At 55.6% G+C, this 20,189-nt stretch carries 24 protein-coding genes; 15 read left to right on the forward strand and 9 right to left on the reverse strand.

Annotated features, from left to right (window positions below):
* From FHC48_RS23605 to FHC48_RS22230, 9 genes are all read left to right on the forward strand, one after another.
* On the forward strand, positions 1-92 hold a 92-nt coding region (locus tag FHC48_RS23605), incomplete at its 5' end, for a hypothetical protein (protein ID WP_039391442.1).
* Positions 93-436: 344 nt separating this feature from the next.
* On the forward strand, positions 437-622 hold the full coding sequence (locus tag FHC48_RS22195) for a general stress protein (RefSeq protein WP_004150795.1): 186 nt from the start codon (positions 437-439) through the stop codon (positions 620-622).
* Positions 623-716: 94 nt separating this feature from the next.
* Positions 717-1,211 carry a ferritin-like domain-containing protein gene (locus tag FHC48_RS22200; protein ID WP_059364306.1) on the forward strand — a complete coding sequence of 165 codons (495 nt, stop codon included), beginning with the start codon at positions 717-719 and terminating at the stop codon, positions 1,209-1,211.
* 23 nt (positions 1,212-1,234) lie between these two features.
* Positions 1,235-1,438 carry a hypothetical protein gene (locus tag FHC48_RS22205; RefSeq protein WP_008502273.1) on the forward strand — a complete coding sequence of 68 codons (204 nt, stop codon included), beginning with the start codon at positions 1,235-1,237 and terminating at the stop codon, positions 1,436-1,438.
* A 25-nt stretch (positions 1,439-1,463) separates the two neighbouring features.
* Positions 1,464-1,970 (forward strand): ferritin-like domain-containing protein, encoded by a 507-nt coding sequence (locus FHC48_RS22210; protein WP_059364308.1) that lies wholly within the window; start codon positions 1,464-1,466, stop codon positions 1,968-1,970.
* A gap of 17 nt (positions 1,971-1,987) precedes the next feature.
* Positions 1,988-2,860, forward strand: a complete 873-nt coding sequence (locus FHC48_RS22215) for a manganese catalase family protein (RefSeq protein WP_008502274.1) — start codon at positions 1,988-1,990, stop codon at positions 2,858-2,860.
* Between the two features lie 67 nt (positions 2,861-2,927).
* Entirely contained in the window at positions 2,928-4,331 is a 1,404-nt protein-coding gene (locus tag FHC48_RS22220; protein WP_021242535.1) for a cytochrome ubiquinol oxidase subunit I, read from the forward strand.
* On the forward strand, positions 4,331-5,341 hold the full coding sequence (cydB, locus tag FHC48_RS22225) for a cytochrome d ubiquinol oxidase subunit II (RefSeq protein WP_032651830.1): 1,011 nt from the start codon (positions 4,331-4,333) through the stop codon (positions 5,339-5,341). The genes FHC48_RS22220 and cydB overlap by 1 nt, the downstream gene beginning before the upstream one ends.
* Before the next feature lie 8 nt (positions 5,342-5,349).
* Positions 5,350-6,975 (forward strand): alpha-amylase family protein, encoded by a 1,626-nt coding sequence (locus FHC48_RS22230; protein WP_021242536.1) that lies wholly within the window; start codon positions 5,350-5,352, stop codon positions 6,973-6,975.
* Here the strand turns inward: FHC48_RS22230 and FHC48_RS22235 are convergent, their stop codons facing one another.
* Genes FHC48_RS22235 through FHC48_RS22250 form a run of 4 tightly spaced genes read right to left on the reverse strand, consistent with a single transcriptional unit; the run spans position 6,976 to position 9,469 of the window.
* A complete protein-coding gene (locus FHC48_RS22235; protein WP_039025103.1) occupies positions 6,976-7,962 on the reverse strand; it encodes an SDR family oxidoreductase in 987 nt (328 codons plus the stop codon).
* Between the two features lie 17 nt (positions 7,963-7,979).
* On the reverse strand, positions 7,980-8,498 hold the full coding sequence (locus FHC48_RS22240; RefSeq protein WP_039025104.1) for a 2-oxo-tetronate isomerase: 519 nt from the start codon (positions 8,496-8,498) through the stop codon (positions 7,980-7,982).
* 11 nt (positions 8,499-8,509) lie between these two features.
* Complete coding sequence (locus FHC48_RS22245; RefSeq protein WP_023327438.1) at positions 8,510-8,956, reverse strand: DUF421 domain-containing protein; 447 nt, start codon at positions 8,954-8,956, stop codon at positions 8,510-8,512.
* Between the two features lie 9 nt (positions 8,957-8,965).
* Positions 8,966-9,469 carry a hypothetical protein gene (locus FHC48_RS22250; RefSeq protein WP_059364339.1) on the reverse strand — a complete coding sequence of 168 codons (504 nt, stop codon included), beginning with the start codon at positions 9,467-9,469 and terminating at the stop codon, positions 8,966-8,968.
* A 138-nt stretch (positions 9,470-9,607) separates the two neighbouring features.
* On the opposite strand from FHC48_RS22250, the gene FHC48_RS22255 reads away from it, so the two are divergent.
* The 4 genes from FHC48_RS22255 to FHC48_RS22270 all read left to right on the forward strand — a co-directional run bounded on the left by FHC48_RS22255 (position 9,608) and on the right by FHC48_RS22270 (position 14,682).
* The gene (locus FHC48_RS22255) at positions 9,608-9,997 is read left to right on the forward strand and encodes a YdeI family stress tolerance OB fold protein (protein WP_220420602.1); all 390 of its coding nucleotides are present in this window, start codon (positions 9,608-9,610) and stop codon (positions 9,995-9,997) included.
* 64 nt (positions 9,998-10,061) lie between these two features.
* Positions 10,062-10,946, forward strand: coding sequence for an SDR family oxidoreductase (locus FHC48_RS22260; RefSeq protein ID WP_021242539.1), 885 nt, complete (start codon positions 10,062-10,064; stop codon positions 10,944-10,946).
* Between the two features lie 180 nt (positions 10,947-11,126).
* On the forward strand, positions 11,127-12,050 hold the full coding sequence (locus FHC48_RS22265; RefSeq protein WP_021242540.1) for a LysR substrate-binding domain-containing protein: 924 nt from the start codon (positions 11,127-11,129) through the stop codon (positions 12,048-12,050).
* Positions 12,051-12,300: 250 nt separating this feature from the next.
* Complete coding sequence (locus FHC48_RS22270) at positions 12,301-14,682, forward strand: glucose/quinate/shikimate family membrane-bound PQQ-dependent dehydrogenase (RefSeq protein WP_059364310.1); 2,382 nt, start codon at positions 12,301-12,303, stop codon at positions 14,680-14,682.
* 119 nt (positions 14,683-14,801) lie between these two features.
* Here the strand turns inward: FHC48_RS22270 and FHC48_RS22275 are convergent, their stop codons facing one another.
* The 3 genes from FHC48_RS22275 to FHC48_RS22285 all read right to left on the reverse strand — a co-directional run bounded on the left by FHC48_RS22275 (position 14,802) and on the right by FHC48_RS22285 (position 18,078).
* Entirely contained in the window at positions 14,802-16,493 is a 1,692-nt protein-coding gene (locus tag FHC48_RS22275) for a methyl-accepting chemotaxis protein (RefSeq protein WP_045410107.1), read from the reverse strand.
* Positions 16,494-16,653: 160 nt separating this feature from the next.
* Positions 16,654-17,772: an S-(hydroxymethyl)glutathione dehydrogenase/class III alcohol dehydrogenase gene (locus tag FHC48_RS22280; RefSeq protein WP_021242543.1), complete on the reverse strand. Its 1,119-nt coding sequence runs from the start codon at positions 17,770-17,772 to the stop codon at positions 16,654-16,656.
* 30 nt (positions 17,773-17,802) lie between these two features.
* On the reverse strand, positions 17,803-18,078 hold the full coding sequence (locus FHC48_RS22285) for a metal/formaldehyde-sensitive transcriptional repressor (RefSeq protein ID WP_059364313.1): 276 nt from the start codon (positions 18,076-18,078) through the stop codon (positions 17,803-17,805).
* 200 nt (positions 18,079-18,278) lie between these two features.
* Here FHC48_RS22285 and FHC48_RS22290 point away from each other — a divergent pair, with 200 nt between their 5' ends.
* Together FHC48_RS22290 and FHC48_RS22295 are read left to right on the forward strand one after the other, a co-directional pair.
* The gene (locus tag FHC48_RS22290; protein WP_059364315.1) at positions 18,279-18,902 is read left to right on the forward strand and encodes a hypothetical protein; all 624 of its coding nucleotides are present in this window, start codon (positions 18,279-18,281) and stop codon (positions 18,900-18,902) included.
* Positions 18,899-19,393 (forward strand): surface-adhesin E family protein, encoded by a 495-nt coding sequence (locus FHC48_RS22295; protein ID WP_227028268.1) that lies wholly within the window; start codon positions 18,899-18,901, stop codon positions 19,391-19,393. Before FHC48_RS22290 ends, FHC48_RS22295 begins: the two co-directional genes overlap by 4 nt.
* 52 nt (positions 19,394-19,445) lie before the next feature.
* Here FHC48_RS22295 and FHC48_RS22300 read toward each other — a convergent pair whose 3' ends face one another.
* Complete coding sequence (locus tag FHC48_RS22300; protein WP_032676797.1) at positions 19,446-19,694, reverse strand: hypothetical protein; 249 nt, start codon at positions 19,692-19,694, stop codon at positions 19,446-19,448.
* 70 nt (positions 19,695-19,764) lie between these two features.
* The gene (locus FHC48_RS22305) at positions 19,765-20,025 is read right to left on the reverse strand and encodes a bacteriocin immunity protein (protein ID WP_072253910.1); all 261 of its coding nucleotides are present in this window, start codon (positions 20,023-20,025) and stop codon (positions 19,765-19,767) included.
* Positions 20,026-20,189: the final 164 nt, after the last annotated feature.

A 20,189-nucleotide genomic window follows, 5' to 3' on the forward strand; every position in this document is an offset into this window, starting at 1 on the left:
GCTCAATGTGGCAGTTACTGAAAAAGGTCCGCCATTTTATGGAAACCGCCAGCCCATTCCCCGGAGGAAAACATGGTCAGGCAAAAGTGTAGCGGTATTAGGCGCAGCTATTTAGCTATAAAGGAGTATTTTTTATTTTCCCCTGACTGCAAATCAACCAATTTGAGTGCGTCATTATTTTTATCCTCAGCTTTCAAATTTTTAGCTCAAAGTTAGGATTAATCTGAACAGTTGTTTACAAGTCCTTCCTGTCTATCCATATTTCCAACGCAAGCGAAGCGCAAATTTACAAATATTTAAAAATAACGCAACTGCAAATAGCAAAACGCATTTGACGGATCGCACACAGCGACTAGAGTTATTACTCGAACGACGAGTGATACGGAATATTTTCGTATCGTACTGACATAACCAATATATGACTATGAGGTTTAATATGGCAGAGCATCGTGGTGGTTCCGGTAATTTCGCTGAAGACCGTGAAAAAGCATCAGAAGCTGGACGTAAAGGTGGCCAGCACAGCGGTGGTAATTTTAAAAACGATCCGCAACGCGCATCTGAAGCGGGTAAGAAAGGGGGACAGAACAGTCACGGCGGAGGCCGTAAATCTGATAACTCCTGATCTTATTTACTACTCTTTTAATAAAACCAGAGAGCATGCTGCGGGCTGAAAAGCTCGCAGTACCCTTTCTTTATTTTACCGGAGCGTAATAATTATGAATATGAAAAATGTAGAGGATGTATTTATTCATCTTCTGTCGGATACCTACAGCGCAGAAAAGCAGCTTACCCGAGCGTTAAGCAAACTTGCCCGCGCCGCCTCCAGCGAGAAGCTGAGCGCCGCCTTTACCGCACACCTTGAAGAGACGCAAGGTCAGATCGAACGCATCGACCAGATCGTGGAACAGGAAGACGGCATCAAGCTCAAGCGCATGAAATGCGTCGCAATGGAAGGCTTAATTGAAGAAGCTAATGAAGTCATCGAAAGCACGGAAAAAAATGAAGTCCGTGATGCCGCATTAATTGCCGCTGCGCAAAAAGTGGAGCATTACGAAATAGCCAGCTACGGTACCCTTGCCACCCTGGCAGAACAGCTCGGCTATAAAAAAGCCGTTAAGCTTCTTGCCGAAACGCTGGAAGAAGAGAAAGAGACCGACCTTAAACTCACCGACCTGGCCGTTGGCAATATTAACCAAAAAGCGCAGAAATGACGCGACAATACAGGTTAAATAAAATGAGCATCAGTCCCAGGACAATTAAACGGTGCCATTTAGCGGCAGCGATAATATGGTTCATTCTCGCTATCCCTTCCGTCATCTGGTGGAAGAACAGCGTGCTATGGGTCATTATCATCAGTATTTATGCCAATATTGTCGGCCATTTATCTGGCTACAGTGCCGCACGTGCCGATCAGGCTGCTGAAAGTGAGACCAAATAAGCGAACCCCTAATGAGGATACAATGATGAATCACGTAGAACACTACCATGACTGGCTACGCGATGCCCATGCAATGGAAAAGCAAGCCGAATCTATGCTGGAATCCATGGCCAGCCGTATCGATAATTATCCTGATGTTCGCGCCAGAATTGAGCAACATATTAATGAGACAAAACGGCAAATCACATTGCTGGAGGAAATCCTCGACCGTAATGATATTTCTCGTTCGGTCTTAAAAGACTCGATGAGCAAAATGGCGGCGCTGGGACAATCCATCGGCGGCATGTTCCCTTCTGACGAAATCGTGAAGGGCTCGATCAGCGGCTATGTTTTCGAACAGTTTGAAATCGCCTGCTATACCTCCCTGCTGGCGGCGGCCAAAAAAGCGGGTGACACCGCCTCGATACCCGCTATTGAGACGATCCTCGCCGAAGAGCGCGAAATGGCCGACTGGCTGATTCGTCATATCCCGCAAACGACGGAACAGTTCCTGCTGCGTTCAGACGCGGCGGGTGTCGAAGCGAAAAAATAACCCACAGGAGAGTGAGCATGTTTCGACACGTCAAACAGCTGCAATACACGGTTCGCGTCGCCGAACCGAATCCCGGCCTGGCGAACCTTTTACTGGAACAATTTGGCGGACCGCAGGGTGAACTGGCCGCCGCCTGCCGTTACTTTACGCAAGGGTTGAGCGATGACGATCCGGGCCGTAAAGACATGCTGATGGATATCGCGACCGAGGAGTTAAGCCACCTCGAAATCATCGGTACCCTGGTCGGTATGCTGAATAAAGGTGCCAAGGGCGCGCTGGCGGAAGGGGTGGAAAATGAGGCCGAGCTGTATCGCTCCATGACCGAAAACGGCAATGACAGCCACATCACCTCCCTGCTCTACGGCGGCGGAACCCCGCTAACCAACTCAGCGGGCGTACCCTGGACGGCGGCCTACGTCGACACCATTGGCGAGCCGACGGCGGATCTGCGTTCGAACGTGGCGGCCGAGGCCAGAGCCAAAATCATCTATGAACGGCTGATCAACGTGACTGACGATCCCGGCGTTAAAGATGCCCTGGCGTTTCTGATGACGCGTGAGGCGGCGCATCAGCTCTCCTTTGAGAAGGCGCTGCAGTCCATCCGTAATAATTTCCCACCGGGAAAACTGCCGCCAATCGAGGAATTCACCAACAAGTACTACAATATGTCTGAAGGTGGAGAGGTTCGCGGAAGCTGGAACAGCGATAAACATTTCGATTACGTTGAGTCCCCCCAGCCTGCGGTGGATGGCGGCGATGGCAGTGCCAGCGTGACGCTCACAACCGAGCAGGCAACCCTGGTTAAGGCGATGTCTGCCCGCACGAAGTCCGATCCACATTCCGACCCGCTGACCGGTGCCGAGCTGGGTGCCGGTAAGACTAAACCGTAATCGGTTTGCCGGGCAGGCCTGACCTGCCCGGCAATTCGCGTGCCCCATCGTCTCAGAGGTACGGACCATGTTCGAACTCGATGCGTTTCATCTGGCTAGAATTCAGTTCGCTTTTACCGTCTCGTTCCACATCCTGTTTCCTGCGATCACCATCGGTCTCGCCAGCTACCTGGTGGTGCTGGAGGGCATGTGGCTGCGCACCAAAAACGACGTCTGGCGATCGTTGTACCACTTCTGGCTAAAGATATTTGCCGTTAACTTCGGCATGGGCGTCGTTTCCGGGCTGGTGATGGCGTACCAGTTTGGCACCAACTGGAGCGGGTTCTCCCAGTTCGCGGGCAGCATTACCGGCCCGCTTCTGACCTACGAGGTATTAACCGCCTTCTTCCTGGAGGCCGGATTCCTTGGCGTTATGATGTTCGGCTGGAACAAGGTCGGCCCGGGGCTGCACTTCTTTTCGACCTGCATGGTGGCGCTCGGCACGCTGATGTCGACCTTCTGGATCCTCGCCTCTAACAGCTGGATGCATACGCCGCAGGGTTTCACTATCGAAAACGGGCAGGTTATCCCGCAGGACTGGCTGGCAATCGTCTTTAACCCCTCCTTCCCGTACCGTCTTATTCATATGGCTATCGCCGCGTTCCTGAGCAGCGCGCTGTTTGTCGGCGCGTCGGCCGCCTGGCATCTGCTGCGCGGTAACGATACGCCCGCCGTTCGCACCATGTTTTCGATGGCGATGTGGATGGCGCTGCTGGTCGCCCCTATCCAGGCGGTGGTGGGCGATATGCACGGCCTGAACACGCTTGAGCATCAGCCAGCCAAAATCGCCGCTATTGAGGGTCACTGGGAAAATCCGCCCGGCGAGGCCACCCCGCTGCTGCTGTTTGGCCTGCCGGATATGGAGGAAGAGCGCACCAAATACGGCCTGGAGATCCCCGCGCTCGGCAGCCTGATTCTGACGCACAGCCTGGATAAACAGGTCCCGGCCCTGAAAGACTTCCCGAAAGAGGATCGCCCCAACTCGACCATCGTTTTCTGGTCGTTCCGCATTATGGTGGGGATGGGTCTGCTGATGATTACCCTCGGTCTGCTCAGCCTCTGGCTACGCTATCGCCATCGACTTTACCACTCGCGTCCGTTCCAGTGGTTTGCCCTCTGCATGGGGCCTGCGGGGCTGGTCGCGCTGCTTGCCGGCTGGGTGACCACCGAAGTGGGCCGTCAGCCGTGGGTTGTCTATGGCTACCTGCGCACCATCGACGCGGTATCGCTGCACAGCACCCTGCAGATGAGCATTAGCCTGCTGGCGTTCTTCGTCGTCTACTCATCCGTATTTGGCGTGGGCTATGTTTATCTCATCCGGCTGATTAAGAAAGGTCCTCAGCCCGTTGATACGCTGACGTCAAACACCTCGGGCACGCCTGCCCGTCCGCTGTCAGCCGCGGAGTCTGTTCCGGAAGAGGAGAGAATCTGATGGGCGTCGATATCTCAGTGATTTGGTTTGCCATCATCGTGTTTGCCACGCTGATGTATATCATTATGGACGGCTTCGATCTGGGGATTGGCCTGCTGTTTAACTTCGTGGGCGATGCCAAAGAGCGCGATGTGATGGTTAACAGCGTGGCGCCCGTCTGGGACGGCAACGAGACCTGGCTGGTGCTCGGCGGCGCGGGGCTGTTCGGCGCGTTTCCGCTGGCCTATGCGGTGATCATTGATGCGCTGACCATCCCCCTCACCGCGATGCTGATCGGCCTCATCTTTCGCGGCGTTGCCTTTGAGTTCCGCTTCAAAGCCACCCCTTCACACCGCAAATTCTGGGACTACTCCTTTGCCGGCGGCTCCCTGCTCGCCACCTTCAGCCAGGGCGTGGTGGTGGGCGCCGTGATCAACGGCTTTGACGTGGAGGGCCGACGTTTTGTCGGCTCTTCGCTGGACTGGCTCACGCCTTTCAACCTCTTCTGCGGCATCGGTCTGGTCGTCGCCTACACGCTGCTGGGCACCACCTGGCTCATCATGAAAAGCGAAGGCGCGCTGCAACAACGCATGCGCGAACTGACCCGCCACGTGCTGCTGGCGCTGATGGTGGTTATCGCGGTGGTCAGCGTCTGGACGCCGCTCGGCTGGCAGTACGTCGCCGACCGCTGGTTTACCCTGCCCAACTTCTTCTGGTTCCTGCCGGTTCCGCTGCTGGTCGGGATCTTCAGCGTGCTGATCTGGCGCCTGACCCGCAATCCGGACAGCCACGCGCGCCCTTTCCTGCTGACGCTGGGGCTGATCTTCCTCGGGTTCAGCGGACTGGGTATCAGCCTCTGGCCGAACATTATTCCGCCGCGTATCACTCTGTGGGAGGCCGCGGCCCCGCCTGCCAGCCAGCTGTTTATGCTGGTTGGGACGTTACTGATTATTCCGGTGATCCTGGTGTACACCGCCTGGAGCTACTACGTGTTCCGGGGCAAGGTTTCGGATACTGAAGGCTATCACTGAGGCACGCTATGACGGACTGGCATACACGGGCCATTATTTACCAGATTGATACCGCACTCTTTTATGATTTGAACGGCGATGGCTGCGGGGACATCGCCGGGATAGCGGCCAAGCTGCGGTACATTCGCCGCATGGGGGCGACGGTTATCTGGATCACCCCGTTTTACCTCACGCCCTTTCTCGATGAAGGCTATGACGTCAGCGACCATCTCCAGGTGGATCCCCGCTTCGGAAAGCTGGCCGATATCATCGCCTTTATTGAACAGGCCCGCGAGCTGGGCATGCAGGTCATTATTGAACTGCTGATCCAGCACACCTCTGACGCGCATCCCTGGTTCCAGCAGGCCCGCCGTAACCCGGCGTCACCCTATCGGGATTACTACCTCTGGTCAGATAGTGACGACGACGATACGCCCCCCATGTTTCCCGGCGTGGAGGAGAGCATCTGGACCTGGGATGACGAAGCGGGACAATACTACCGGCACATGTTCTATCGCCACGAACCGGACCTGAACCTGACCTCGCCCGCGGTGCTGAAAGAGATCGAGAACATCATCCTCTTCTGGCTCAAGCTGGGCGTGTCGGGGTTCCGCCTGGATGCCGCCTCCCACCTGACCACGCAGGCGGGAAACGGTGATGAAAAAAAGGGGCTGTGGATCCTCGAACATATGCGCCGTCTGATTGAGGAGCATAATCCGGACGCGATCCTGCTGGGTGAAGTGGACGTCGAGGTGGAGGCCTATCAGGACTACTTTGGCAATAATGACCGCCTGAATCTGGTGCTCAATTTCTGGCTCAACAAGTATTTTTACGTCAGCCTGGCCCGCAAAAGCGCCCGTCCGCTGCGCAACGCGGTGAAGAAAATGATCGTCCCGCCCGATTCATGCTGTTTTGCCAACTGGCTGCGCAATCACGACGAGCTGGATCTGGAGGGCATCAGCCAGAAAGACAAACAGTTTGTCCTCGATACCTTCGCCCCTGACGACGAGATGAACGTCTACCAGCGCGGGATCCGCCGCCGCCTGGCGCCGATGCTCAACGGCGATCTGAAGCGGCTGGCGTTCTGCCACGCGGTACTCTTTTCCCTGCCCGGCGTTCCGGTGATGCGCTATGGCGATGAGATCGGCATGGGAGATGACCTCGATCTGGAGGAGCGCTACGCTGTGCGCACCCCCATGCAGTGGGCGGGATCGCAAGGCGGCGGTTTTTCGGCAGCCGACCCGGAAAAATTTATCGCGCCGATTATTGACCGCGGTCCTTACCGCTATCAAAAAATCAACGTCGCTGATTCGCTGCTCCACCGCAACTCGCTCCTGCACCGCATCATTGATATCGCCAATACCCGCTCGGAGTTCCCCGAAATTGCCGTTGCGCCCTTTCGGCTCCTCACGATCGATAGTGACGCGGTGCTGGGGATCTATTACGAGACCGAAGAACGCAGCATCCTGACCTTTGTTAACTTCAGTGACCAGCCGGTGCAGTTCACCGTGAAGGGGATCCGCAACACGACCTGGACCGCCTGTCTCGCGGACAAACGCTACGATGACGCGCTGGTTTGCGGTAAAACCGTCGAGCTCAGCCTTGGCGGCTACGGCTATCGCTGGTTCTGGACGCACCGCAGCGCGCTGCGCTGATTACGGTTTCCGGCGGGTTATCAAACGCGTCAACACAATACCCGCCACCGCAAGGGCCCCTAACGCCACTTTGCCCGGCATACCGGAGGTCACGGACGTCGCGCGGGTTTTCGCTTCGTCAGTGAAGCGACCATGGATTTTGTGCAGATCGTTAACCGGCTGGTCGAGATAATCCCGGCGGTCCGGCGCGTTCAGATCGTCGGTCATCTGACCTTCCCAGGCTTTCTTCACCATCAGCCTGTCCAGAAAACCCGGGAAGAGGAACTGCCCGACAATCGACTGAATGGTGCTGCTGCCAACCCACAGCTCGCGCACCGGCTTTTGCGCCACCCTGAAGATGGCGCTGGCGGCGACTTCAGGCTCGAACACCGGCGGTACCGGCCGCATCGCCCACGCGAACTTGTTCCTTGCCCATTCGAACTGCGGCGTATTGAGCCCCGGCATCTGCACCATCGAAAGCTGAACCCGGCTGTTCTCATGCATCAGCTCGGTGCGCACCGCATCGGTAAACCCGCGGATCGCCGCTTTGGCCCCGCAGTAGGCGGACTGCAGGGGAATGGAACGGTAGGCCAGCGCGGACCCAACCTGAATAATCACGCCCCTGTCGCGCGGAACCATAAGCTCAAGCGCCGCGCGGGTGCCGTTCACGTAGCCGAGGTATGTCACCTCGGTCACGCGCCGAAACTCGTCCGGCGTAAGGGTACGAAACGGTGCCAGCACGGCCCCCATGGCGTTGTTGACCCAGACATCAATCGCACCGAGACGATACTCAATCTCGTTAGCCGCATCCACCACCGCCTGACTGTCGGCGACGTCCGCCTGCACGGCGTGCGCATTTACGCCGAAGCGGCGCAGCTCTTCCTGGGTGGAGTGCAGGCTTGCCTCATCACGGGCGATGAGGCCCACATCGTAACCTGCTTTTGCAAAGCGCAGCGCCGTGGCTTTTCCCACGCCCGCCGTCCCACCGGTAATCACTATGACAGCCATAGAACCTCCACGTGAACTCAACCGTTATGCCCGTCCGACAATGCTGTCACCAGCTCTGCCAGCGAAAAATGCACCGCTTTTTCCACCACGTCCTGACAGTCTCCGGAGAAAAGCACGGTACGGGTTTTCGTCTCGCCACGTATGTTCCACGCAAAACAGACCGTCCCCGCCGCCGTGCCGTCGTCGCCCCCTTCCGGGCCAGCGTATCCGCTGATGGCGATGCTGATATCCGCCTGGGCAATGTCGCGGATGCTGGCGGCCATCTCGGTCACCGTCTGTTCGCTGACGGCGGTATAGCGCGCCAGCGTTTCAGGCCGCACGCCGAGGATCCGCGCTTTCGCGGCATCGCTGAACACCACCAGCCCGACATCATAAAAATCGGCCGTGTTCTCTTCAGCGCAGAGCGCCACCGAGAGCTTTCCCCCGGTGCAGGATTCCGCCGTGGTTAAGCGCAGCCCGGCATCGGTTAACTTGCTCGCCAGTTTTTTTGTCAGTTCACCGACGGTGTAATCGTTATCGTGCAAAAGATTGCTCATCTTGCCGCCTCTTATTTCTCAAAAGGAATGATTGAAATATGTCCATTGCGCTCAAGTATGGCATATTTAATTTGGCTTATTTCGGTAATGCCATTATTCTGACGCGCGGAAACCAGAATATCATCGCAAGAGACATCGACCTTTTTGAGTTTATCCGCCAGGGGAATGCCGTTTTCCACCAGAATCACGGGTGTTCCGTCCAGAATATTCTCTACCGGGGAAAAATACTTTTTCATAAGGCCAAAAATAATATCCACTACCACCAGGGTGGTAATCGTAATCATCGCGCCGGTGACGGAAAAATCCTGCCCCAGAAGCGCCTGCTGCGTGGCTTCACTAATTATCAGGAGAAGAATGAGATCAAAGCTGGTCATCTGCAGCAGCGCGCGTCGCCCGGCCACTTTAAATACCACCACGAGGAACAGATAAATCGCCAGCGCACGAAAGACCATATCCATATCAGCCTCCTACGGGTAAATAAATTGCCAGAGGGTGATCTCCGGTTCGTTGTTTACGCGGATGACCGAGTTCCATTTACCGGCTCGGGACGGTGTGGTAAAGAGTAATACCGAAAAGTTGTCCGTCTTTTTCAGGTTGTGATAAACAAAATAAAGGCTGTTTCCGTGGCTGAACATGGCGTCCGGCTGGGGCCAGACGCTGCCTGGATCATACGCCTCGCTACTCTCGCTGGTGACGCTGAGGGTATAGGTCCCCTCCGTTTTCACCGGAAACGCAAGCTGCATCCGTGTCTCCGTCTCCCGCCGCCCAAAGCGCTCATAGTTTATGGTCAGCGACTTAGCGGAATTTGTTTTTACCGTATCGCTGACTATTCCGCTTGAAAACAGACCGGCAATGGCGGCAACGATAATACCTAACAGAACAATAAACCCCACCTGACGAAACGCGTATTCAAACGTCAGCAAGCGATATCTTTCCTCTATCCCGGGTAACTTTTCATTTTCATGCTTCATGGCCATCGTCACCGTTTCGCTTATTATCCGATAATTTTGATTTCTAACGCGATTGTTTTTAGGACTTATCACATTTGCCACATAAAGGAATAGCAACAATACTTAATAAGTCAAGACACCCAAAATGAAGGATATCCGATGAAATTATCGCTTATTTCCGCTTTTTTGATATTTCTGGTTCCGGCCGCATGGGCAGATAATAACGGCGGGTTACAAAAAGGTGAAGCCCCACCGCCGCCCCACGCCCTGGATAGCGGATATCGCGGAACCGATGACGCGCGTATTATGACCATCGATCAGGCAAAACAACTGCACGACGGTGCGACCATTTCATTACGCAGTAATCTTATTGACGGTAGCGGCGATAAGTTTGTATTTCAGGATAAAACCGGAAAAATCGACGTTATTATTCCCCAGGCAGTCTTCGACGGCAGAACGGTAAAACCCGACCAGATGATCAGCATCAACGGTTCGCTTGATAAAAAATCATCTCCTGCTGTCGTCCGTGTCGATCGTTTGCAGAAATAATTCAGCGAAGCGTTAACGCTGCAGTTATCCATCAAATCTCACCCCTTGGCTTAAGGAGTCAGCTATGAGTGATACCCAACAACGTACGAACGCTTACCCGCAGCCCCCGTTCCCGGAACAGCCGCAAACGCCACCGGGACTGGCATCCGAAATGCAACCTGTACCCGACCACGGTGAAACCAGCTACAAAGGGCATGGCCGCCTGGCCGGTAAAAAAGCGCTGATCACCGGCGGTGACTCGGGTATCGGTCGCGCAGTGGCCATCGCCTATGCCCGCGAAGGCGCAGACGTGGCCATTAATTACCTGCCTGAAGAGGAAAAAGACGCCGCGGAGGTCATCGACCTGATCAAAGCCGAAGGCCGGAACGCCGTCGCGCTGCCGGGGGACGTTCGGGACGAAACCTTCTGCCAGAATCTGGTCGAAGAAGCCGTCTCGAAGCTGGGCGGGCTGGATATTCTGGTCAATAACGCCGGTCGTCAGCAGTTCCGTGAATCCCTTGAAGAGCTGACTACCGAAGATTTTGACGCGACGTTTAAAACCAACGTCTATGCCCCATTCTGGATCACGAAGGCGGCGCTGCGCCACCTGAAAGCCTCGTCTGTTATCATTAATACCTCCTCCGTTCAGGCCGTGAAGCCGAGCCCGGTGCTGCTGGACTACGCCCAGACCAAAGCCTGCCTGGCGGTATTTACCAAATCCTTAGCCAAGCAGCTGGGTCCGAAAGGCATTCGCGTCAACGCGGTCGCCCCTGGCCCTTACTGGACGGTGCTGCAATCCAGCGGTGGCCAGCCGATGGAAAAAGTGAAGGAGTTTGGCGGCGATACCCCGCTGGGACGTCCGGGTCAGCCCGTCGAGATTGCCCCGCTGTACGTCACGCTGGCCTCGGATGAATGTTCATTTACCTCCGGCCAGGTATGGTGTTCTGACGGCGGTGACGGCGTGATCTGACCCCTTAACCCTCCCTCTCTGCAGTGAGCAATAAATGAACAAGGATGTTCACTTTTCTTCCCCTGCCGAAAAACATGTTGTAACTCAAACAGATCAAATGTTAAAAATATTTTGCTATCAAGTTATCAAAATTAAACAACTTAGCTTGTCACCCGCATCGCTCTGTTTTTAACATCGCCTATGGAAAAAAATGGTCTGTTCAGTCAGCGCATACGCTTGCGCCATTTGCATACATTTGTGGCCGTCGCTCAACAGGGAACGCTGGGGCGTGCGGCTGAAACTCTTAACCTGAGCCAGCCTGCGCTCTCGAAAACCCTCAACGAGCTTGAACAGCTGACCGGCGCCCGTCTTTTTGACCGGGGTCGGCTGGGGGCGCAGCTTACCATCGTGGGCGAACAGTTCCTTACGCACGCCGTCAAAGTGCTGGATGCGCTCAATACCGCAGGCCAGTCCCTGCACCGAAAAGAAGAACACACCAGCGAGGTCGTCCGCGTCGGGGCACTGCCCACCGCCGCGCTGGGCATTCTTCCGCCGGTGATTGGCCAGTTCCACAAGCAGCAACGGCATACCACGATCCAGGTTGCCACCATGAATAACACCATGCTGCTCGCGGGGCTGAAATCGGGCGAGCTGGATATCGGGATTGGCCGCATGTCCGACCCTGAACTGATGGGCGGTCTCAATTACGAGCTGCTGTTCCTGGAGTCCCTGAAGCTGGTGGTTCGTCCCGATCACCCTCTGCTGCAGGACACGGTGACGTTAAGCCGCGTCATGGAGTGGCCGGTGGTGGTGTGCCCGAAAGGGACCGTCCCGCGTCAGACCGCCGAAACCTTGCTGCAAATGCAGGGGTGTACGCTGCCCTCAGGGTGTATCGAAACGCTGTCAGCCTCGCTTTCACGCCAGCTCACCCTCGACTATGACTACGTCTGGTTCGTTCCCTCCGGCGCGGTAAAAGATGATTTGCGCCAGGGCACGCTGACCGCTCTCCCGGTAACGGCCCCCGGCGCTGGTGAACCTATCGGCATTTTGACCCGGGTAGATACCCCGCTTTCCACCGGCGCGCAAACGCTGCTGAGCGCCATCCGTAAATCGATGCCGGTTTAATACCCCTCACCCTAACCCTCTCCCCTAAAGGGGCGAGGGAACAGACCTGCGCGTTAATCAAATAATGCGAAATCATTCATTAACAATTGCGTAAAACAATTTAACAGTTTTATCATAGCCGTGAATTCACCAAATGGTTCACAAACGGTTTGATAAAAACGAATTCACCCGTACTAATCATCAATCCCACCGCATTTATTACCCAACTGGTACATACCCGACACGGCGGCGGGATCTAAAGGAGAGAGAAATGGCATTTGGCAGCGCGCCACGTGGAATACCGCGTATTCTGCAGTGGCTTCTTGCCGGACTGATGATGCTCATCGGTCTGGCGGTCGGCGGGTTGGGCTTTAAGCTCGCCACCGTAGGCGGGAGTAGTTACTTCCTGATAATGGGCGTGGCAATGGTGATTGCCGCGATCCTGATTTTCCTCAACCGCACCAGCGGGATCCTGCTTTACGGCATCGCGTTTATTGCCTCGCTGTTCTGGGCGGTAAGCGATGCGGGCTGGGATTTCTGGCCGCTCTTCTCCCGCCTGTTTACCTTTGCCGTGCTGGCGTTCCTGTGCGCCATCGTCTGGCCCTTCCTGCGTGCGGCAAACCACACTGCACCAAACAAAGCCCCCGCTTTTGGCGTCGCGGCGCTGCTCGCGGTGGCCATGCTGGTCAGCCTCGGCTGGATGTTTAAGCCGCAAACCCTTGTGGCAGCGAACGAGCCCGTGCCGGTGAAACCCGTCGCACCCGGCGAGCAGCAAAAGAACTGGGAGCACTGGGGCAACACCACCCACGGTGACCGATTCGCCGCGCTGGACCAGATTAACAAGCAAAACGTCAGCTCGCTGAAAGTCGCGTGGGTTGCGCACACCGGCGATATTCCGCAGAGCAACGGCTCGGGTGCGGAAGATCAGAACACGCCGCTGCAGATTGGCGACACGCTGTATGTCTGTACGCCGTACAGTAAAGTGCTGGCGCTGGACGTGGATTCCGGTAAAGAAAAATGGCGCTACGATTCCAAAGCCACGGCCCCTAACTGGCAGCGCTGTCGCGGTCTGGGCTATTTTGAAGACCACTCCACCGTGACAACGTCACAGGCAGAAACACAGCCAGCGGCATGTCCTCGCCGTCTGTTCCTGCCCACCACCGATGCCCGTCTGATTGCCATCAACGCGGATACCGGCAAGGTCTGCGACGACTTCGGTGACCATGGAACCGTGGATCTGAGCGTCGGCATGGGTGAGATTAAGCCCGGATATTATCAGCAAACCTCGACGCCGCTGGTGGCCGGGAACGTCGTTGTCGTCGGCGGTCGCGTCGCGGATAACTACTCGACCGGCGAGCCGCCGGGCGTGGTTCGCGCCTACGACGTTCACACCGGTAAGCTGGCCTGGGCATGGGATCCGGGTAATCCGAACCTGACCGGCCTGCCGCCGGAAGGCCAGACCTACACCCGCGGCACGCCGAACGTCTGGTCAGCGATGTCCTACGACGCCAAACTGAACCTGATCTACCTGCCAACCGGCAACGCCACGCCAGACTTCTGGGCGGGCGAGCGTACCGCGCTGGACGATAAGTACAGTTCCTCCATCGTCGCCGTCGACGCGGCCACCGGCCAGGTCCGCTGGCATTTCCAGACCACCCACCACGACCTGTGGGACTTTGACCTGCCTTCCCAGCCGCTGCTGTACGACCTGCCTGACGGCAAGGGCGGCACCACGCCTGTGCTGGTGCAGACCAGCAAGCAGGGCATGATCTTCATGCTTAACCGCGAAACCGGCAAGCCGGTGGCGAAGGTCGAGGAACGCCCTGTCCCGGCGGGTAACGTTGAAGGTGAACGCTACTCCCCAACCCAGCCGTACTCTGTTGGCATGCCGATGATTGGCAACCAGACGCTGACCGAGTCCGACATGTGGGGCGCGACGCCAGTCGACCTGCTGCTGTGCCGCATTCAGTTTAAAGAGATGCGTCATCAGGGCGTCTTCACTCCACCGGGTCTTGACCGTTCCCTGCAGTTCCCTGGCTCACTCGGCGGGATGAACTGGGGCAGCGTCTCCGTTGACCCGAACAACAGCCTGATGTTCGTCAACGATATGCGTCTGGGTCTGGCAAACTACATGGTGCCGCGCGCGAACGTGGCGAAAGATGCCAGCGGCATCGAGATGGGGATTGTCCCGATGGACGGCACGCCGTTCGGCGCGATGCGCGAGCGCTTCCTGTCGCCGCTGGGCATTCCGTGCCAGAAGCCGCCGTTTGGCACCATGTCGGCCGTTGACCTGAAAACCGGCAAGCTGGTGTGGCAGGTTCCTGTTGGCACGGTGGAAGATACCGGCCCGCTGGGCATTCGCATGCACATGCCAATCCCAATCGGCATGCCGACGCTTGGAGCATCGCTCTCAACCCAGTCTGGCCTGCTGTTCTTTGCCGGCACCCAGGATTTCTACCTGCGCGCGTTTGATACCGCCACCGGGAAAGAGATCTGGAAAGACCGCCTGCCGGTCGGCAGCCAGTCCGGCCCGATGACCTACGTGTCGCCGAAAACCGGTAAGCAGTACATCATCATTAACGCCGGTGGCGCCCGCCAGTCGCCGGATCGCGGTGATTACGTTATCGCGTACGCGTTACCCGATAAGCAGTAACAAATGAAAAAAGGGACCGAAAGGTCCCTTTTTTTTGCCCGGTGGCGCTACGCTTACGCGGGCCTACAAATACAAGTAGGTCGGGTAAGGCGAAGCCGCCACCCGACAAAACACGCGACTCAGAACGTCTCCCAGTTATCCCCCGAAACTGTCGCCGCCGGGCGCAACGGCGCGCTCGTCGCCACTGGCGCTGACGCCACCGCACGGTTCGGCTTCGCACCGCTCAGACGAAACGCCCCAACCGCCTCGGTCAGACGCGCGCCCTGTTCTTCCAGAGACGCCGCCGCTGCGGAGGCTTCTTCCACCAGCGAGGCGTTCTGCTGGGTCACTTTATCCATCTCCGAAATCGCCTGGCTCACCTGGACGATACCGCGACTCTGCTCATCGGACGCCGCGGCAATCTCCAGCATGATGTCGGTGACGCGCTTCACCGCTTCGACGATCTCATTCATGGTGTTACCGGCGGCAACAACTTCACCGGACCCCTGATCGATCAGCGAAACCGATTCGTTGATCAGGCTTTCGATCTCTTTTGCGGCATTCGCACTGCGGCTTGCCAGGGTGCGCACTTCACTGGCCACCACGGCAAATCCGCGCCCCTGTTCACCCGCCCGCGCCGCTTCTACCGCCGCGTTAAGCGCCAGGATATTGGTCTGGAAGGCAATGCTGTTAATCACGGCGGTGATTTCAGAGATCTTCTTCGAGCTGCTGGAGATATTGCCCATGGTTTTCACCACGCCGGAGACCATCTGGCCGCCGCGGGTGGCTTTCCCGGAGGCATCTTCCGCCAGCTTGCTGGCATGATGGGCGTTATCGGCGTTCTGCTTCACCGTCGCGGTCAGCTGTTCCATGCTGGCGGCGGTCTGCTCGATGGCGGCAGCCTGCTGCTCGGTGCGGGAAGAGAGATCGGTGTTACCGGCAGAGATCTCGCTGGTGCCGCGGTAAATCTCCTCCGCCCCCTGACGCACGGTGCCGACCGTTTTTTCAAGCGAGTGCTGCATGGTTTGCAGATCCCGCGTCAGGCGGCCAATTTCGCTGCGCCCGGCCACGTCGTCCGGCATCGTCAGGTCGCCTTTGGCGATATTCTCGATACGTTTCGCTGCCCGCTGCAGCGGATTGATTACCGTGCGGCGCAGCACGACAAAGGTCATCGCCGTCAGCACCAGCGCCAGCGCAAACGCGCCCACCATAAACATCAGGCCCAGCTGCGTGCGGCTGTGCGCCTGTGCCGTCAGCGCATTGGCGCGGTCGGTACGGATCTTAATCGCCTTCAGCAGTACAGCGTTGTACGCGTCATCCAGCGGACGCGCCGTTTCGTTTTCGTGATTGATGATCGCTTCGAACATGCCGTTTTTGGCGAATTTCACCATCGGCTGCATGCCCGCGATATAGGCGTCATACCGGGTCTTAAGCTCCGCATCCAGCGCTGCGCCCTCGGCGGTACGCACGGCGCGATTCATGTAGGCGGTAAAGCTCTCCTGAGACTGCTTAATGCGCGTTTCCGCCTCGCTGATGTTCTGCTTCATCGCATCCATCTCTGCGATACGGCTTGCCGCACCGGCGTGGATCAGATTGATACGCGCGGTTCGCAGATGGTTTGAGCTGTTCGACAGCCCCATACGCACCTGAATTTCGGATGTGACATCCTGCTGATCGTTATCGGCCTGCAGCAGGAAATACCCTGCCAGACCCGAGCTCAAGGCAAACAGAAGAATAATGCCACCGAGAATGGAGGAAAACAGCGGAACCAGCCTGATGTGATGCAAGAAGCCCAGCTTGCGCTGCGCCAGCATCGAAGTAGTGTTGTCCATGACCGTCGACTCTCTTGTAGGTAAGATGCGTAAAAACACGCCTGTTAAATAGTCATCGGCACGGCAGAGATTTAGATTACGGCTAAAAACGCCGCACTGGTCACACTTTAGAGAAGATTATTAAAGAAATGCCAGCGGCGAAAAACCGCTGGCAGAAGAGTTACTTGTCGCCGAAATGGATAACGGTACGGATGGATTTTCCTTCGTGCATCAGATCAAACGCCTCGTTGATCTGCTCCAGCGGTAAGCGGTGGGTAATGAACGGATCGAGCTGAATCTTGCCGACCATCGCATCTTCAACCATACCCGGAAGCTGGGTACGACCCTTCACGCCGCCAAACGCGGAACCGCGCCATACGCGCCCGGTGACCAGCTGGAATGGACGGGTTTTAATCTCCTGGCCCGCACCGGCCACGCCAATGATGATGCTCTCACCCCAGCCTTTGTGGCAGCACTCCAGCGCGGAACGCATCACGTTGACGTTGCCGATACACTCGAAGCTGAAGTCCACGCCGCCGTCGGTCATCTCAACGATGACGTCCTGAATCGGCTTCTCGTGATCTTTCGGGTTCACGAAATCGGTCGCGCCCATTTCACCCGCCAGCCTGAATTTCTCCGGGTTGGTATCGACCGCGATGATACGGCCGGCCTTCGCCTGCACCGCGCCCTGGATCACCGCCAGACCAATGCCGCCGAGACCGAACACCGCCACGGTATCGCCCTCTTTGACTTTTGCGGTGTTATGCACCGCGCCAATACCGGTGGTCACGCCGCAGCCCAGCAGGCAGACTTTATCCAGCGGCGCCTGCGGGTTCACCTTCGCCAGCGAGATCTCCGCGCAAACGGTGTATTCGCTGAAGGTGCTGGTGCCCATGTAGTGATAAACCGGCTCGCCGTTGTAGGAGAAACGGGTCGTCCCGTCGGGCATCAGCCCTTTCCCCTGGGTGGCGCGAACGGCCTGGCAGAGGTTAGTTTTGCCGGATTTACAGAACTTACACTCGCCGCATTCCGCGGTGTACAGCGGGATCACGTGATCGCCCGGCTTCAGGCTGGTCACGCCCTCGCCCACTTCTACTACAATCCCGCCGCCTTCATGGCCGAGCACCGCCGGGAAGACACCTTCCGGGTCGTCGCCCGAGAGCGTAAACGCATCGGTATGACATACGCCGGTATGGGTGATTTTGATCAGCACTTCGCCTTTCTTCGGCGGTGCCACGTCAATTTCAACGATTTTGAGCGGCTGGCCGGGGCCAAATGCAACTGCAGCGCGAGATTTCATATGTCTTCCCTTCTTGTCAGGTATGTGGATTTATTTTAGATAAGAGCGCAGTAAATGGCCGACTTCCGCCATGCGAACGGCACGCTGATCCGGCGTGGTTTCCCCCGCTACCAGCTCATCTTTGAGGTGAATTTCAACCATTTCGCCCATCAGGCCATTGGCAGCCCCGCGCACGGCGGCAATTTGCTGGAGGATGGCCAGACAGGGGGCGCCCGACTCCAGCGCGCGTTCAAGGGCATCAACCTGGCCCCGAATGCGGCGGACGCGGGTAAGAATACGTTTTTTATCTTCGGGTGAATGCGGCATACGCCCTCCTGATACTATAGGGGGGTATGGTACCTATTTTGTTACCGCTGTGTAAACCTAAAGATGAGAGGGTTGAGGTTTTGTACAAAACTCGGGGGAGGCATTGAATACGCCAGATAACGAAGCAAAATAAAAAAGCGTAAAGTCTCATCCTGATAAGCCGATAAAAACAGGGTCTTTTTTTAATATAGGGATATTACATGCGTAAAATCATCTCCTCCATTGGGCTCATAGCAGGTATGGCTGTAGCCACACCCGCGGTTCACGCCAGCACGTTGACACAAACGTTGACCCGCTGCGACTCAACCTTTTTCAACGAGATTTATCATCAGCGAGCCAAACTCAGCCGCGTAGCCCCCTTAACGCTCAACAAGCATTCGCAGGCCTGGTTCAAAGCCCCTGAAGACGGCAATCGCACCATCTGGTTTGCTCAACCGCTGCATGAATTAAATCTGACGGTATCGGGATATTACCTGCAAACCAGCAATCTCGATGAAATCAATTACGGTAAGTACTATTACTGGGGACTCATTTTCAAAGAGTCACAAGAAGAAGTGATGTCCAGACTTGATCATTTGTCCTGGAAAAAGGCGGGAGATGATTATGTTTCTCAGACGATGATTAAAATCAACCCAACGAGTGAGTGGGAAGACAACGCGCAGGCGGTGTCAGGTATTGCTCCGGCAAAAGAAAGTACCGAAAAGCTGTTAATGCTCAGCAAAAGCAAAGACGGGACATTATTGCTCTGTACCGTTCAGGGATATGTAACGCCTGACATGCTGACGACATTACGACCTGATTTATCCGCAGGGGATGCGAAATGAAAAAGCTAACATGGCTGGTATTACTTATGCTGACAGGTTGTACCGGGACAAGTAAACCCCAGCCCCAGTCTCCCCCCAAGCCACCGGCAGGCGTCATAAAAATCCTTGAAGATAAGAAAATTGCTTCGTATATCGATCTTCGGGTGATTTCAACTTATCAGGGTAACGACCGCTTACGCCGCTTTTATTTCATCAATAACTACGCCGAGAAGACACTCATTATAAAAAATCCTCCCGTCTACATAGCGAGTTCCCGGGCAATCGACGTGATTAATTGCGACAAAAACCAGCGTGCTATTATGGCGCGAACCTATTTTTCCAAACCGTTCGCGGAAGGCGATGTCGTACATGTGACACAGGATGTGGGACAATGGGAAAGTTATCCGAAAGACTCTCTTTTTGGGATAATAGCGGAAAGCATGTGCAGTATTCCCGTTGAAAAACTCAAGCCAGAGCCAGCGAAAGATAACAGAAAACCATTATTAGATTAATACAGGCAAGGCAGAGACGCAGAGCATACGCTCTGCATCTCTATGTTACGGTTCACAATACAGTATTAAATTGCTGGACCAATTTCAGCTCCCGACTGTACCAGTCACGCCAACCGTAACCCATATACACAGAAGGTTTACTGGTACCTTTGGTCAGCATCTGGGTATCCGCGCCGGTCGAAAGGGTTTGGGAAAAGCGGACAAAAAAAGCATCATCAGGCGTCGAAAACGGCGTGGCAGCCCCTACAGCAGCATAGCTAATGAATTTCTTGTCAAAGCCATAAAATAGCTCCTTTTTCATGGATGCGCTTACCCCTGCGCAATGCATATACATTGCGCCTGAGGAATTATTGTAAATTATGAGTTAGCTATTATTCCGGTCTAAACCCGGGTTTACCATTTGCTGCTCGCCATTCTTTGATTTCTTTTACAACCCCCTCAGGAGTATCTTCACGAGTTTTTGAAGGGTAAAAAATAAGGTCAGAACCCTCTGGACATTCTGTTATCTCCTCAAAATAAAGCACATTCTCAACGTCTTTACTTTCAGAAGAATTTACTGGATTAAAAATTCCGCGAACAAACTCTAAAAACTCAGTTTCAGAATAATCAGTGATTCTTTTTTTATGGTCCATACCTGGTACCTCACTCCTTTTTATGAATTTCAACATGGCGCTTAGGTGTTAAGGAAGGTGCGAATAAGCGGGGAAATTCTTCTCGGCTGACTCAGTCATTTCATTTCTTCATGTTTGAGCCGATTTTTTCTCCCGTAAATGCCTTGAATCAGCCTATTTAGACC

The sequence above is a fragment of the Enterobacter sp. EC_50 genome, assembly GCF_019584525.1.
Lineage (GTDB): Bacteria > Pseudomonadota > Gammaproteobacteria > Enterobacterales > Enterobacteriaceae > Enterobacter > Enterobacter roggenkampii.

What these genes read in the sequence shown, in the direction of transcription:
- FHC48_RS22285 (WP_059364313.1), bottom strand. Translation starts at nt 18,078, where the DNA reads ATGCCGCATTCACCCGAAGATAAAAAACGTATTCTTACCCGCGTCCGC.
- FHC48_RS22295 (WP_227028268.1), top strand. Translation starts at nt 18,899, where the DNA reads ATGAAAAAGCTAACATGGCTGGTATTACTTATGCTGACAGGTTGTACC.
- FHC48_RS22305 (WP_072253910.1), bottom strand. Translation starts at nt 20,025, where the DNA reads ATGGACCATAAAAAAAGAATCACTGATTATTCTGAAACTGAGTTTTTA.
- FHC48_RS22220 (WP_021242535.1), top strand. Translation starts at nt 2,928, where the DNA reads ATGTTCGAACTCGATGCGTTTCATCTGGCTAGAATTCAGTTCGCTTTT.
- FHC48_RS22230 (WP_021242536.1), top strand. Translation starts at nt 5,350, where the DNA reads ATGACGGACTGGCATACACGGGCCATTATTTACCAGATTGATACCGCA.
- FHC48_RS22280 (WP_021242543.1), bottom strand. Translation starts at nt 17,772, where the DNA reads ATGAAATCTCGCGCTGCAGTTGCATTTGGCCCCGGCCAGCCGCTCAAA.
- FHC48_RS22300 (WP_032676797.1), bottom strand. Translation starts at nt 19,694, where the DNA reads ATGAAAAAGGAGCTATTTTATGGCTTTGACAAGAAATTCATTAGCTAT.
- FHC48_RS22240 (WP_039025104.1), bottom strand. Translation starts at nt 8,498, where the DNA reads ATGAGCAATCTTTTGCACGATAACGATTACACCGTCGGTGAACTGACA.
- FHC48_RS22275 (WP_045410107.1), bottom strand. Translation starts at nt 16,493, where the DNA reads ATGGACAACACTACTTCGATGCTGGCGCAGCGCAAGCTGGGCTTCTTG.
- FHC48_RS22245 (WP_023327438.1), bottom strand. Translation starts at nt 8,956, where the DNA reads ATGGATATGGTCTTTCGTGCGCTGGCGATTTATCTGTTCCTCGTGGTG.
- FHC48_RS22210 (WP_059364308.1), top strand. Translation starts at nt 1,464, where the DNA reads ATGAATCACGTAGAACACTACCATGACTGGCTACGCGATGCCCATGCA.
- FHC48_RS22265 (WP_021242540.1), top strand. Translation starts at nt 11,127, where the DNA reads ATGGAAAAAAATGGTCTGTTCAGTCAGCGCATACGCTTGCGCCATTTG.
- FHC48_RS22235 (WP_039025103.1), bottom strand. Translation starts at nt 7,962, where the DNA reads ATGGCTGTCATAGTGATTACCGGTGGGACGGCGGGCGTGGGAAAAGCC.
- FHC48_RS22250 (WP_059364339.1), bottom strand. Translation starts at nt 9,469, where the DNA reads ATGAAGCATGAAAATGAAAAGTTACCCGGGATAGAGGAAAGATATCGC.
- FHC48_RS22195 (WP_004150795.1), top strand. Translation starts at nt 437, where the DNA reads ATGGCAGAGCATCGTGGTGGTTCCGGTAATTTCGCTGAAGACCGTGAA.
- FHC48_RS22260 (WP_021242539.1), top strand. Translation starts at nt 10,062, where the DNA reads ATGAGTGATACCCAACAACGTACGAACGCTTACCCGCAGCCCCCGTTC.
- FHC48_RS22255 (WP_220420602.1), top strand. Translation starts at nt 9,608, where the DNA reads ATGAAATTATCGCTTATTTCCGCTTTTTTGATATTTCTGGTTCCGGCC.
- FHC48_RS22200 (WP_059364306.1), top strand. Translation starts at nt 717, where the DNA reads ATGAATATGAAAAATGTAGAGGATGTATTTATTCATCTTCTGTCGGAT.
- FHC48_RS22270 (WP_059364310.1), top strand. Translation starts at nt 12,301, where the DNA reads ATGGCATTTGGCAGCGCGCCACGTGGAATACCGCGTATTCTGCAGTGG.
- cydB (WP_032651830.1), top strand. Translation starts at nt 4,331, where the DNA reads ATGGGCGTCGATATCTCAGTGATTTGGTTTGCCATCATCGTGTTTGCC.
- FHC48_RS22290 (WP_059364315.1), top strand. Translation starts at nt 18,279, where the DNA reads ATGCGTAAAATCATCTCCTCCATTGGGCTCATAGCAGGTATGGCTGTA.
- FHC48_RS22205 (WP_008502273.1), top strand. Translation starts at nt 1,235, where the DNA reads ATGAGCATCAGTCCCAGGACAATTAAACGGTGCCATTTAGCGGCAGCG.
- FHC48_RS22215 (WP_008502274.1), top strand. Translation starts at nt 1,988, where the DNA reads ATGTTTCGACACGTCAAACAGCTGCAATACACGGTTCGCGTCGCCGAA.